Here is a 13,087-nt window from a genome sequence, read left to right on the forward strand (position 1 = left end):
GTGCGGCTTTTCGGCCCGGGCCTGCGGCCGCCGCAACGCTCGAGGGCCTACCGGCCCGAGATCGACGGCCTGCGGGCCGTGGCCGTCCTCGCCGTGCTGATCAACCACCTCGATCCCCGCTGGCTGCCGGGGGGCTTCCTCGGGGTGGACATCTTCTTCGTGATCTCGGGCTATGTGGTGACGTCCTCGCTGCTGGCGCGGCGGGACGGCAGCCGCTGGCAGTTCCTGCGCCGGTTCTATGGACGCCGCATCCGGCGGCTGATGCCGGCGCTGGTGGTGAACATCGCCGTCGTTTCGGCCCTGTTCTCGATGGTGGTTTCGCCGCTCGATGATTTCTTCGCGCCGGTGATGCGGACCGGCCTGGCCGCCCTGTTCGGGGTCTCCAATCTCTATCTGCTCCGGCAGGGCTCGAACTACTTCGCCACCGACAACCACTTCAACGTCTTCATGCACACCTGGTCGCTGGGGGTGGAGGAGCAGTTCTATCTGGTCTGGCCGGCGGTGCTGCTGCTCTGCGGCCTGGGGGTGGCCGGCGCCGGCGCCGGCGCCCTGCGGCGGCTCAAGGTGGCCAGCCTGCTGCTGCTGGCCCTGTCCCTGGCGCTCTATCTGGGCCTGAGCCTGGGCGGCAACGGCGAGCGGGCCTTCTTCCTCACCACGGCCCGGTTCTGGGAACTGACGGCGGGCTGCGGCGCCTACCTGCTCCATCGCGGCAGCGGCAGCGCCCGCGACCTGGGCCAGCGCCTGGCGCTGCCCCGCTGGCGCCAGCCCCTGGCCACCGTGGCCCTGGTGGCGTTGCTGGCCCTGCTGCTGCTGCCGGAGGCCTGGCGGCTGGGCACCACCCTGGGGATCACGGTGCTGACGGCGGCGCTGCTGCTGCTGCTCCGGCCCGCCGGGGGCCTCGGCCGCTGGCTGTGCCACCCCGGCTGCCTGGCCATCGGCATGGTGTCCTATTCGCTCTATCTGTGGCACTGGCCGGTGATCGTGCTGGCCCGCTGGACGGTGGGGTTCAACGCCGTCACCCTGCTGCCGGTGCTGGTGCTGATCACCCTCTGCACGGCCCTCTCCTACCGGCTCGAGTGCCTGTTCCGCTACGGCCACCCCGCCATCCCCGGCCTGGGTCGCTCCGGCCTCGCCTACCCGGCCATGACCGTGCTGGTCGCCGCCTTCACTGCGGGCCTGCAGGGGCCCCTGCTGGGCCGGCTCTTCGTCGGTGAGCGCCGCCACACCGTCGGCACCACGGCCAACATGAAGCGCATCGGCGGCACGACCGTCGACACGGTCCACTGCTTCCAGGAGCCCACCGATCCGGTCGCCGGGGGCGATGGTCCCGACCCCTGCCTGGCCCTGGCACCGAAGGGGAAGGACCTTCCCACCCTGTTCTTCCTGGGGGACAGCCACACCCACGTGCTGATCCCCCTGGGGGAGAAGCTGCTGGCCAGCGGCCGTTTCAACGTGGCCTTCATGGCCCGGGGCGGCTGTCCGGTGCCCTTCTTCTCCCGCTGGGGGGAGGGCGCCCCGGTGCCGGCCCGCTACCGCCGCTGCCGGCCCTACGCCGACAACGAGGAGCGCCGGGTGCTGGCCCGCCTGCGGCCCGGGGACCGGGTGGTGCTGGTGTCGAATCTGGCCGGCTACCTGGAGGGTGCCCGGGGGGCGGCCCTCCGCAGCGCCGAGGCCTCCTACACCGCCGCCCTGCGCCGCTTCGGAGCCGAGGTGAGCCGCCGCGGCGGGGCACTGGTGCTGTTCGGCCCCCTGCCCACCTTCCCCCAGGAGAAGATCGGCGGCCCGCTCACCCTCTGCCAGGCGGAATGGTTCCGTCCCGCCTGGTCCCTGGGTCCCCAGTGCCAGCCGGTGCTGCGGCCCCGCCGGCAGGAGCTTGCCGCCATCGCCCCGGCCCGGCGCCTGCAGGAGCGCTCCATCCGGGATCTGGCCGGCGCCCGCCTGTTCAGCCCCTTCGACAGCCTCTGCCCGCCGTCGCAGGCGGTCTGCTCCAGCGTGCGTGCCGGGACGCTGCTCTACAGCGACGAGACCCACCTCACCAACGCGGGCGCCCTGCTGCTCTATCCGCGCCTGATGGCCTTCCTCGAGGCTCAGCCGGGGCCGGCGCCGCCGCCCAGCTGATCGCTGCCCAGTTCCTGTTCGATCAGGGCATCGAGGGTCACGGCGCTGCGCACCAGCGACTGGTAGCGCTGCACCACGCGACGGTTGCGCTCCAGCCAGTTGCCGGCGTCCCCGGCGCTCCCGAGCGGATGGCCGCCGGGACCGGAGCGGTCGTCATCGAGCAGCTCGAGGTCACTCTGGTGGGCCAGCAGGGCCAGCACCAGGGTGTGGATCCTCTGGCGTCGATCGCTCATGGTCAGGGGGTGGGACCGGCACATGCGGGAGCATCATGGCCAGAACTGGGTCTGGGGCACGGCTGGAGGGTTCGCTGCTGGAGGTGCTGGGCACCGATGCCGCCGGCCTGGCGGGTCTCTCCCGCCCCTGGCAGGAGCGGATCCGGCGGGCCGACCTGGTGGCGGCCCCGCGGCGGCTCCTGGCCGAGCTCGAGGCCTGGCGCGACGGCGCCCCTGCCCCGGAGCTGCTCGCCAGCGACAGGCCCGCCGACCTGCTGCCGCGGCTGGAGCGGGCCCTCGCCGCCGGCCAGCGGGTGGTGCTGCTCGCCAGCGGTGACCCCCTCTGGTTCGGCATCGGCCGCCTGCTGCTCCAGCACCTTCCCGCCGAACGGCTCCGCTTCCACCCGGCCCCCACCTCCCTGCAGCTGGCCTTCGCCCGCCTGGGCCGGCCCTGGCAGGACGCCTCGTGGATCAGCCTCCACGGGCGCGATCCCGAGCCGCTGGCGGCCCGGTTGCAGCAGCGGCCCGCCGCCCTGGCGGTGCTGACCGATCCGGCCCGCGGCGGTGCCGACGCCGTTCGCCGCATCCTGCGGGCGTCGGGGCTGGAGGCGGCCTATGAACTCTGGCTGGGGGAACGCCTGGGCCATCCGGCGGAGCGGCTGCAGCGGCTGGCCCCCGCCGACCCCCTGCCGCCCGATCTCGATCCCCTGCACCTGGTGCTGCTGATCGCCGCCGAGCCCGCCGTGCCTCCGCCGGAGACCCTGCCCCTGTTCGGCCTGGCCGATGGCCTCTGGCTGCAGCACCCCGACCAGCCGGGGCTGATGACCAAGCGGGAGGTGCGCATCCAGCTGCTGGCCGATCTGGAGCTCCCCGGGCACGGGGTGCTCTGGGACATCGGCGCCGGGGTGGGGTCGGTGGGGCTGGAGGCGTTGCGCCTGCGCCCTGCCCTGGAGCTGTGGGCGGTGGAGCGCCGGCCCGGGGCCGCCGCCCTGATCGGCGCCAATGCGGAGCGGCTGGGGGTGCGGCCCATGGCGGTGCTGGAGGGGGAGGCTCCGGCGGCCCTGGGGTCCCTGCCCGATCCCGACCGGGTGCTGATCGGCGGCGGCGGCCGGGGGCGCGCCGAGGGGCTTCAGGCGGTGCTGGGCCGGCTGCGGCCCGGCGGGGTGGTGGTCCTGCCCCTGGCCACGGTCGAAGCCCTGGCCCAGCTCAGGCCCCAGCTGGAGCAGGCCGGCCTGGGGGTGACCGTCAGCCAGATCCAGGCCTGGCGTGGCGCCCCCCTGGCGGAGGGCACCCGTCTGGCGCCCCTCAATCCGGTGCTGGTGCTGAAGGGGTCGCTCCCGGCAGCGGCGTGATCCGCACCGGGGTGCCCACGGTGATGCCCAGGGCAGCGGCCTGGCCGGCCGCCAGCTCCAGCACCCCGTCCACCGGCGTGTCGGGGCCGTAGCTGGGGCAGGGCAGGTTCATGCAGGGGGGCACATCCGGCTCCAGCGCGGCCACGCGCCCGTGGCGGATGAACAGCATGTCCAGCGGTTCGGGGGTGCGGTGCATCCAGAAGCGGGCCACCGCGGGGGGGTCGTAGGGGAACCACATGCCGCGCAGGGGCGGCAACGGTGGCCGCAGCTGCAGCCCCATGGCGTACTGGCGCTCCCCCCGGGGCACCTCCAGCTGGATGCAGCGGGGCGGCACCGTCCCCTCCAGGCACCACTGGGCGCTGATCGGCAGGAACTGGGGCGGGCTCTGGCTCAAGCCCGGTCCGCAGCCGATCAGCCCGACCGCGCTGGCGACCGCCAGGCTCCGCAGGAAGGGACCTCTCATGGCATGGGCCCCACCGGAGGCCGCCCGTCCCGGAGACAGTAGCCCCGGCCCCGCACGGTGTGGATCAGCCGCGGTTCCCCCCCCTGCTCCAGCTTCTGGCGCAGGTAGCGCACGTAGACCTCGATCACGTTGCTGGCGCCGCCGCCCTGGTCGGCCCAGATCTCCTCGAGGATCTGCTCCCGGCTCACCACCGTGCCCTTGTGGCGCAGCAGCAGCAGCAGCAGCTGGTATTCCCGGGCGGTCAGGCTGAGCTGGCGCTGGCCGCGCCACCCCTGGCAGGCCACCGGGTCGACGCGCAGATCCGCCACCTTCAGCAGCGTGGACACCGGCGTGGGGGCCTGGCGCCGGGCGAAGCCCAGGTGCAGCCGCAGCCGGGTGAGCAGGTCGCTGGTGCCCTGGGTGGGCAGCCAGAAGTCATCCGCGCCCCACTCCAGGCAGCGGCTGCGGCTCTCGATGCTGTCGCTGGTGATGCCGAGCAGGAGCGGCCGGGCCCCCAGCCGGCGGCGCAGCTCCGGAATCCGTTCTTCGCTGCCGGGCGACAGGACCGCCGCCGCCGGCAGGTCCTCCCCTGACTGCTCCAGCACGGTGCGGTAGCCGGAGACCTCCAGCCGCGGTGCCAGGCCGGCGGCCTCCGGGCCCACCAGCAGCACGACGGTCGGTGGCAGGGACGCGGTCACAGGGGGGCGTCGGCGTGGCTGCTGGAGGGCTTGGCCACATGGGGCAGGCCCCAGCCCAGCTTGTTGCGCAGCACCTGGAAGAACTCATGGTCGGCCAGCCGCACGAAGCGGACGGGGTGCTCGCTGCGACGCACCAGCACCCGGTCCTCGGGCCAGACGTAACAGCCGGCGCTGCCGTCGACCACCATCATCAGCCGCTCGGGGGTGGCGGGGAACACGGTCACCGGCTCCTGGTCGCTGAACACCAGGGCCCGGGAGGCGAGGGAATGGGCGGCGATCGGCGTCAGCTGCAGCACCGGGCAGTCGGGGGTGATCACCGGCCCGCCGGCGCTGAGGGCGTAGGCGGTGGAGCCGGTGGGGGAGGAGAGGATCACCCCGTCGGCGGCGATGTCGACGGGGGCATGGCGGCCGATGGCGATCTCGAAGTGGCACATGCTGGTGAGCGGCTCCCGGTGCAGGGCCATCTCGTTGAGACAGAGCACCTCCCAGCGCCGCTGCTCCCCCCGCATCACGCTCACCACCAGCATGGAGCGCTCCTCCACGGTCCATTCCCCGGCCACCACCTGGGCCAGGGCCTGGTCCAGATCCTTGAGATAGGCCTCGGCCAGGAAGCCCAGGTGGCCGGTGTTGATCGTCAGGATCGGCACGCCGATCGGGGCGGTCTGGCGGGCGGCGGAGAGGACGGTGCCGTCCCCCCCCAGCACCAGGGCCAGGGCCATCTCCTCGTCGAAGCTGGCCGGCACGCAGGCGGCATAGCCGCGGGAGCGCAGGTGCTGGTCGGGGTTGGCGAAGCCCACCACGCCGCCGGAGCTGCTCACCCGCGCCACCTCCAGCCCGGCGGCGGTCAGCCGGTTCTCGATCAGGTCGGCGGTGCTGATCGCCAGATCCTTGCCGTCGTTGACGATCAGTCCGACCCGGGGCACCGATCGCGCTCGTGGGGGCCCATCGAGTTTATGGGGGGAGATCAGAACTGCTCCAGGAAGCGCAGATCGCTGTTGAACAGCCTGCGGATGTCGTCGATGCCGTGGCGCACCATGCAGAACCGCTCCACCCCCAGACCGGCGGCGAAGCCGCTCCAGCGCTCCGGATCGATGCCCAGGCCCTCCAGCACCGCCGGATCCACCATGCCGCAGCCCATCACCTCCAGCCAGCGGCCCCGCCACTGCACGTCCACCTCGGCGGAGGGCTCGGTGAAGGGGAAATAGCTGGCCCGGAACCGCACCGGCAGGTCGCCGAAGAACTGCTGCAGGAAGGTGGTGACGGTGCCGCGCAGGTGACTGAAATCCAGCCCCTCGTCGAGGGCGAGCACCTCCACCTGGTGGAACACCGGCGAGTGGGTGGCATCCACCGCATCGCGGCGATACACCCGGCCGGGGGCGATCACCCGCACCGGCGGGGGGTTGGCTTCGAGGTGGCGGATCTGCACCGGCGAGGTGTGGGTGCGCAGCAGCCGGTCGCCCCCCAGATAGAAGGTGTCCTGCATGTCCCGGGCCGGGTGGTGTTCCGGGATGTTGAGGGCGGTGAAGTTGTAGTGGTCGGTCTCGATCTCCGGCCCCTCGGACACCCGGTAGCCGAGGCCGGCGAAGATGTCGACGATCTCCTCGATCGTGCTCTGCAGCGGATGGCGGTGGCCCGGCGGCACGTAGCTGCAGGCCGCCGTCACATCGATCCGCTCCCGCTCCAGCCGCTCCGCCATGGCGGCGCTGCGCACGGCCTCGAGCCGGGCTCCCAGCAGCTGCTGCACCTGGTCCTTGAGGCGGTTGGCCCGCTGGCCCACCAGGGGGCGCTCGTCGCCGGGGAGCCGGCCCATGGCGCCGAGCACCCCGGAGAGGCGCCCCTTCTTGCCCAGCAGGCCCACCCGCAGCTCCTCGAGGGCCGCGGCGTCCCCGGCGGCGGCGATGGCGTCGGCGGCCTCCGCCTCCAGGCGCTCCAGCTGGTCGGTGAGCTGCTGCAGGCTGACGGTGGTGCTCACGGCACGGATCGGGGGGAGGAAGCGACTGTAGGCAGCAGCGTCTAGCTTGCCGGCAGTCCCCTGTTCAGGGTCGATGGCACCGCTCCGGATCCTGATCAGCAACGACGACGGGGTCTTCGCCGACGGCATCCAGGCCCTGGCGGCCGAGGCGGCCGGCCGCGGCCCCACGGTCACTGTGGTCTGCCCGGACCGGGAACGGTCCGCCACCGGCCATGGCCTCACCCTGCAGACGCCGCTGCGGGCGGAGCGGGCCGATGAGCTGTTCGCGGCGGGGGTCACCGCCTGGGCCTGCAGCGGCACCCCCTCCGACTGCGTCAAGCTGGCCCTGTTCCGGCTGCTGGAGCAGCCGCCGGATCTGGTGCTCTCCGGCATCAACCACGGCCCCAACCTCGGCACCGACGTCCTCTATTCGGGCACGGTGTCGGCGGCGATGGAGGGGACGATCGAGGGCCTGCCGGCCCTGGCGGTCAGCAGCGCCGATTTCCACTGGCGCCGCTTCGAGGCGGCGGCGGCCCTGGCCCTTGATGTGGCCGAGCGGATGCTGGCCGGCGGCTGGCCCGAGGGGCTGCTGCTCAATCTCAACGTGCCGCCCCGGCCCGCCGATGCCCTCGCCCCGCTGCGCTGGTGTCGCACGGCAGTGCGACGCTACATCGATCAGTTCGAGAAGCGCAGCGATCCCCGCGGTCGCACCTACTACTGGCTGGCCGGCGAGGTGGTCGACGATCTGGAGGGCACCGGCGCCGGTCCCGCCGAGTGGCCCACCGATGTGGCCTGGGTGCAGCAGGGGGGACCGTCCCTGACGCCCCTGCAGCCGGAGCTGTTCTGGCGCGGGCCGGTGGCGTCACTGCCGCCCGTGGAGTCGCTCGGGCGCCGGGATCAGCTCCTGCGGTAGATCCGTTGCAGCAGCCAGAGGCTGATGATCAGGGCCAGCACGTGGGCGAACAGCACCTGGGTGTTGCTGAGCACCGAGAGCATCTCGATCGAGGTGATCGGCAGCCCCACCACCCGGCCGCCGCTGCCCGGCGTCGCCGGCAGCTGGGCCCCGAGGAAGCCGGGCACCTGCTGGGAGGCCTGCACGAACAGGCTGCCGGCCAGGGCCTGGTAGCCCACGGAGGCCAGGGTGAGTCCGGCCACATCGGCCACCAGGCCCCGCTTCACCAGGCGGGCGGTCTCCCCCCGGCTGGGGCGCACCGGGCTGGCCAGGGCACGGCCGCAGCGCACCACCAGCCAGGATTGCCACAGACTCCAGAGCAGAACCAGGAACGAGAGGGTGGTGAGGGAAAGGCCGGGGCCCAGCCCCAGGGCACGGGAGGAATTGGCCGCCAGCCGGCCGCCGATGTTGTTAAACATCAGGACCACCACCACCACCACCCCGAGGGCCAGCTGGATCCAGAAGCGCACCCAGCCCGTGCGGCGTAGGGCGTCGGCCATGCGCTGCAGGTCCAGCTGGTCGGCCATGGAGAGGGGATCGGTGCTCCCAAACTTGGCATGGGAGGATCCAGCCGGCGAGGGCCGAGGCCGTTGATCCCGCTTCACGACCCCCCCGGCGCCCTGCGCCCCACCGCCGTCGCCCTGGGCAGCTTCGACGGCCTGCATCGGGGGCACCGTCGCGTGATCGCCGCCGTCACCGCCCCCATGCCCGCCGCCCGGGAGCGGGTCGTGCCGACGGTGGTCAGTTTCTGGCCCCACCCCCGGGAGGTGCTCCACGGCGAGACGCGGCTGCGTCTGGATCTGCCGGAGGAGAAACTGGAACTGCTCGAACCCCTCGGCATCGCCCAGCTGGTGCTGGTGCCCTTCACCCGCGAGCTGGCGGCGCTGACCCCGGAGCCGTTCGTGCGCCAGGTGCTGGCCGAAAGGCTCCAGGCCCGCCGCATCGCGGTGGGCACCAACTTCCGCTTCGGGGTCGATCGCCGCGGGGACGTGGACGACCTGGCCCGCATCGGCGCCAGCCTCGGCATCGATGTGCAGGTGGTGCCGATGCTGTGGGACGGGGCCGAGCGGGTGAGCAGCAGCCGCATCCGGCGGGCCCTGGCGGCCGGCGACATCGACGAGGCGGCCCGCCTGCTGGAGCGTCCCTACCGCTTCAGTGGCCAGGTGGTGAGCGGCAGGGGCCTGGGACGCCAGCTGGGCTGGCCCACCGCCAACCTGGCGGTGGACGGGCGCAAGTTCCTGCCGCTGGAGGGGGTCTACGCGGCCCTGGCCTGGCGCGACGGCGGCGAGGGGCCGATGGCGGCGGTGATGAACCTGGGGCCCCAGCCCACGGTGGACCCCCTGGCCCCGTCGGCGGTGGAGGTGCACCTGCTGCAGCGCCGGCTGGAGCTGGCGGGGGCCCGGCTGACCGTCCAGCCCCTGAAACTGCTGCGGCGGCAGCAGGCGTTCGAGAGCCTCGAGGCCCTCAGCCGCCAGATCCGGCTGGATGCCGATCGCGCCCTGGAGATGGGTCGCAGCGCCGGAGGGGAAGCCCTGTTGCCCGCCGACGGCTGAAGCTGTGCCGTGGCCGTTCCGGTTCCCTGCTGATACTGTCTGGGGCACACCGGCGACGGGTGATGGGCGGAATTCTTTCCAGCTTCGTCACCAAGGGCTCGGATCGATTCGAGGCCTGGATCGACAGCCAGTCGCGACGGTCCGGTCGTCGTGCCGGCCCCATCAAGGTGCTGATCGTCGGGATGGCCATCCTGGCGATGCTGGCCCTCGGCGCCACGCAGATCACCGAGGCCGGCAGTCAGAAGGACGCCCTGGTGAATCTGCGACTGGCCCATAATCTGGCCAGCCATGGCGCGTTTTCCACGGCCGAACGGGCGCCCTTTTCCGCCTCCAATGCGAGGGAGCCGGTCCCGAATCTGGTCACCGCCGGCCACCTGAAACTGTTGACCCTGGCCGGCCAGGCGCCTTCCTATCGGGATCTGGTGGAGGGGCCCGGCGCCCGCGCCGTGAAGGGGGCCAACCTTTACTGGGCGGCGCTGGGTCTGGTGGCGACGGCCCTGCTCTGCCAGGTGCTCACGGGCCGGGTGTTGCTGGTGGTGGTCGCCACGGTGCTGGTGGGGTATTTCTTCTTTGCCGTGCCGATGTTCGTCGACACGCTCTACACGGAGCTGCAGGCGAGTGTGATGCTGCTCTGGTCCAGCCTGTTCCTGGTGCTGGCCGTCCGCACCTCCCGCCGCCGCTGGTTTCTGGCCGCCGGACTCTGCTTCGGCCTGTTGAGCCTGACCAAGGCGATCTTCTTCTACGTCTGCCTGCTGATCATCGGAGCTCTGCTGCTGCACGCGCTCTGGGACGCCGCCCGTGGTCGCCGCCGGCAGCCCCTGGCGGCCGCCGCCGTGCTGCTGCTGGGGTTCACCGGGGCCGTGCTGCCGTGGATGATCCGCAACCAGCTGCAGCTGGGCACCGTCCAGCTCACCCAGAGGGGTGGCCGTGTGCTGTACGCCCGGGCCATCAAGAACGGCATGACGGCCGCCGAAATCCCGGGGGCCCTCCATTTCTGGGGTCCCTCCTTCTATCAGCACGGCTCCCGCCTGCTGGGCCTCGGGGCCACCCCAGCCGACTTCCAGGCCGGCGGCCGCTACCAGCGGATCAACCGCTACGGCTCCGACTTCCAGCAGGCCGATCTCCGGGCCGCGATGGCGGGTCGCCCTCAGGATGTGATCAGCTATCACCGCAAAGTGGGGGCGGAGGTGAACCGGCTGATCTTCGTGGCGGCGGCCCGGGGGGTGCCCGATGCGAATCGAGTGGCCGAGAAACAGGTGGGGGAGAAAGCGAAACGGATGATTCTTTCCGATCCTGGCCGCCACCTGATGATGACCCCCCTGTTCCTCTGGCGGGGCCTCTGGTCCTGGCCCAATGAAGGCGTCAACTTCAAGGGCAGTTCGATCTATGTTCTGGTCAAGGATCTGCTGGCGCTGCTGTCCTATGCCGCCCTCGTGGTGCTGTTCCTGCTGGGCGTGATCCGCAGGAATGGTTCCTTTCTGGCCCTCACCCTGCTGCCGGTGGGCATGCTGCTGGCCTATGGGCTGCTCAGCCACAACATTCCGCGCTATTCGGCACCGGCGATCCCCCTGATGATTCTTTCCCTGGTGATCCTCGTGAGCTCTCCATCAGACGAGCCGCGTTCCCCCCAGGGGCGGCCGGCCCCTGATCACGGAGCAGGCATGTGATCATGGCGTCTCCCCCATCGAGGGCCATGGCCGGGCGCCGCCATCGGCCACGGCGGAGGGTCAGGCCGTGAAGCTCATCATCCAGATCCCCTGCTTCAACGAGGCCGCCACCCTGCCGGTGGCGCTGGCGGCGTTGCCGCGCCAGGTGGAGGGTTTCGATCAGGTGGAATGGCTGGTGATCGATGACGGCAGCCAGGACGACACGGCGGCGGTGGCCCTCGCCCATGGCGTCGACCACGTGGTGCGCCATTTCCACAACCGCGGCCTGGCCCGGGGCTTCATGACCGGGCTGGATGCCTGTCTGGCCCGGGGGGCGGATGTGATCGTCAACACCGACGCCGACAACCAGTACGACGCCCGTGACATCCCCCGGCTGGTGGCTCCGATTCTCGACCAGCAGGCCGAGATCGTCGTGGGCGAGCGTCCCATCAGCCAGATCCAGCATTTCTCACCCACCAAGAAACTGCTCCAGAAACTCGGCAGCGGCGTGGTGCGCAGCCTGAGTGGTGCGGACATTCCCGATGCCCCCAGCGGATTCCGTGCCATGAGCCGCCGGGCGGCCCAGCAGCTGATGGTGTTCAGCGATTACACCTACACCCTGGAAACGATCATCCAGGCGGGCCAGAAGAACATCGGCATCACCTCGGTGCCGGTGCGGGTGAACGGCTTCCAGCGCCCGTCCCGGCTGGTCAAGAGCATCCCCTCCTACATCCAGCGCAGCATCGTCACGATCGTGCGGATCTTCGTGGTCTACCGGCCGTTTCGGTTCTTCGCGCTGCTGGGAACGCTGCTCTTCGGCATCGGCACGGTGATCGGCTTCCGCTACCTCTACATGGTGTCGATCGGCCGGGGCGGCGGCCACATCCAGTCGCTGATCCTGGCCTCCGTGCTGCTGGTCGGTGGTTTCCAGTCCTTGCTGATCGCCTTCGTCACCGATGTGATCGCGGCCAATCGCAAGCTGCTCGAGGATCTCCGCTTCGAGTCCCGCCGCAGCCGTTCCTGAGATGGCGGAGCGTCGCACCTTCGGCAGCGTTCTGGACCGCTTTCTCAAGAAGCGCTGGAGCCCGGCGGACATCGATCGCTACGTGGGCACCTGGCGGGAGGCGTGGCTCACCCATGCCACCGACGGCGCCATCCGGGAACGGGCCGCGTCGGGGGGAACCACGAGCGCCGTGCTGATCGAGGGGCTGCGCCAAGGCCTGTTCGACGGCGCCGTGGTCTGCGTGGCGGTGGTGGAGGACGGCAAGGTGCGACCCCGGTTCCGGATCGCCACCGACCCGGACCAGATCCTGGCCGCCCGCGGCAGCAAGTACGTGGAATCCCGCTTCCTGCCCTCGGTGCTGCCCCTGCTGCGCCGCTTCGAAGGGCGGGTGGCGGTGGTGGGCCTGCCCTGCGACATCGCCGCCCTGCGGCAGCGCTGCGGCACGGACCCCGTCCTGGCGGCCAAGCTGGCGCTGACCATCGCCCTGGTCTGCGGCCACAACTCCCGCACCGCCCTGATCGATGCCGTCACAGGCCGGCTGGAGAAGCAGGCGGGCCAGCCGTTGCGGGCCTACCGCTTCCGCATCGGCCACTGGCGCGGCCATCTGGAGGCGGAATTCGCCGATGGCTCCCTGCTGCGCCGGCCCACGAAGACATTCAACGACTACCAGAACATGTTCTTCTTCTGCGAGCGCAAATGTCTCTCCTGCCATGACCACTACGGCTATGCCGCCGATCTGACGATGGGGGACATCTGGCTGTTCCGGCTCAAGAACGACCCGATCAAGCACACCGCCGTGATCACCCGCACCGAGGCGGGTCAGGCCCTGTTCGACGCCGCCACCCGATCCGGTGCCGTGGCGGCCTCCGCCCTCGACATCCGCGACATCATGGATGGCCAGGCCCGCATCGGTCCGGCCCACTACAACGTCACGGCCCGGGCCCGGGCCGGCCGCTGGCTGGGGCTGAGGATCCCCGATCGTGTGCAGGCGCCGGTCACCTGGCACGACCAGCTCAATGCCCTCTGGACCCTGGCCAATGTGCGCCTGAGCGAGTCCGCCTGGGGCCGCCGGCTGATCTTCGCCCTGCCCCGGCCCGTGATCAGGGGGCTGCTGTATCTCAAGAAGGGTCTGGAGTCGGTGAAATGAAGCGGGGGATCCG

Annotated in this window: 13 protein-coding genes; 7 read left to right on the plus strand and 6 right to left on the minus strand. The window is 71.5% G+C overall.

The window, feature by feature from the left end; translation table 11 throughout:
* Positions 1-2,118 (plus strand): acyltransferase family protein, encoded by a 2,118-nt coding sequence (locus tag L107_RS00910; protein ID WP_159816008.1) that lies wholly within the window; start codon positions 1-3, stop codon positions 2,116-2,118.
* Here the strand turns inward: L107_RS00910 and L107_RS00915 are convergent.
* Positions 2,088-2,351 carry a hypothetical protein gene (locus L107_RS00915; RefSeq protein WP_159816009.1) on the minus strand — a complete coding sequence of 88 codons (264 nt, stop codon included), beginning with the start codon at positions 2,349-2,351 and terminating at the stop codon, positions 2,088-2,090. The genes L107_RS00910 and L107_RS00915 overlap by 31 nt on opposite strands.
* A 35-nt stretch (positions 2,352-2,386) precedes the next feature.
* Here L107_RS00915 and cbiE point away from each other — a divergent pair, with 35 nt between their 5' ends.
* Entirely contained in the window at positions 2,387-3,682 is a 1,296-nt protein-coding gene (cbiE, locus tag L107_RS00920) for a precorrin-6y C5,15-methyltransferase (decarboxylating) subunit CbiE (protein ID WP_159816010.1), read from the plus strand.
* Here the strand turns inward: cbiE and L107_RS00925 are convergent.
* The 4 genes from L107_RS00925 to pheS are packed head-to-tail and all read right to left on the minus strand — an operon-like array spanning position 3,636 to position 6,794.
* Positions 3,636-4,145, minus strand: a complete 510-nt coding sequence (locus L107_RS00925; RefSeq protein WP_159816011.1) for a DUF192 domain-containing protein — start codon at positions 4,143-4,145, stop codon at positions 3,636-3,638. The genes cbiE and L107_RS00925 overlap by 47 nt on opposite strands.
* Positions 4,142-4,822, minus strand: a complete 681-nt coding sequence (locus tag L107_RS00930) for a response regulator transcription factor (RefSeq protein ID WP_159816012.1) — start codon at positions 4,820-4,822, stop codon at positions 4,142-4,144. The genes L107_RS00925 and L107_RS00930 overlap by 4 nt, the downstream gene beginning before the upstream one ends.
* Complete coding sequence (locus tag L107_RS00935; protein ID WP_106220670.1) at positions 4,819-5,745, minus strand: NAD(+) kinase; 927 nt, start codon at positions 5,743-5,745, stop codon at positions 4,819-4,821. Before L107_RS00935 ends, L107_RS00930 begins: the two co-directional genes overlap by 4 nt.
* A 41-nt stretch (positions 5,746-5,786) precedes the next feature.
* Positions 5,787-6,794, minus strand: a complete 1,008-nt coding sequence (gene pheS, locus L107_RS00940; protein WP_159816013.1) for a phenylalanine--tRNA ligase subunit alpha — start codon at positions 6,792-6,794, stop codon at positions 5,787-5,789.
* A gap of 73 nt (positions 6,795-6,867) precedes the next feature.
* Here pheS and surE point away from each other — a divergent pair, with 73 nt between their 5' ends.
* Positions 6,868-7,686, plus strand: coding sequence for a 5'/3'-nucleotidase SurE (surE, locus tag L107_RS00945; protein ID WP_159816014.1), 819 nt, complete (start codon positions 6,868-6,870; stop codon positions 7,684-7,686).
* On the opposite strand, the gene L107_RS00950 is transcribed toward surE, so the two are convergent.
* On the minus strand, positions 7,671-8,252 hold the full coding sequence (locus L107_RS00950; protein WP_159816015.1) for a DUF3611 family protein: 582 nt from the start codon (positions 8,250-8,252) through the stop codon (positions 7,671-7,673). The genes surE and L107_RS00950 overlap by 16 nt on opposite strands.
* Before the next feature lie 63 nt (positions 8,253-8,315).
* On the opposite strand from L107_RS00950, the gene L107_RS00955 reads away from it, so the two are divergent.
* From L107_RS00955 to L107_RS00970, 4 genes are all read left to right on the plus strand, one after another.
* Positions 8,316-9,278 (plus strand): bifunctional riboflavin kinase/FAD synthetase, encoded by a 963-nt coding sequence (locus L107_RS00955; RefSeq protein ID WP_159816016.1) that lies wholly within the window; start codon positions 8,316-8,318, stop codon positions 9,276-9,278.
* Positions 9,279-9,340: 62 nt separating this feature from the next.
* Positions 9,341-10,945, plus strand: a complete 1,605-nt coding sequence (locus L107_RS00960; protein ID WP_159816017.1) for a hypothetical protein — start codon at positions 9,341-9,343, stop codon at positions 10,943-10,945.
* Between the two features lie 67 nt (positions 10,946-11,012).
* Complete coding sequence (locus tag L107_RS00965; RefSeq protein ID WP_159816018.1) at positions 11,013-11,948, plus strand: glycosyltransferase family 2 protein; 936 nt, start codon at positions 11,013-11,015, stop codon at positions 11,946-11,948.
* Position 11,949: 1 nt separating this feature from the next.
* Complete coding sequence (locus L107_RS00970) at positions 11,950-13,074, plus strand: Coenzyme F420 hydrogenase/dehydrogenase, beta subunit C-terminal domain (protein ID WP_159816019.1); 1,125 nt, start codon at positions 11,950-11,952, stop codon at positions 13,072-13,074.
* Positions 13,075-13,087: the final 13 nt, after the last annotated feature.

Origin of the sequence: Cyanobium sp. Copco_Reservoir_LC18, assembly GCF_009834675.1 — a bacterium.
In the GTDB taxonomy this organism is placed as follows: domain Bacteria; phylum Cyanobacteriota; class Cyanobacteriia; order PCC-6307; family Cyanobiaceae; genus Cyanobium; species Cyanobium minutissimum.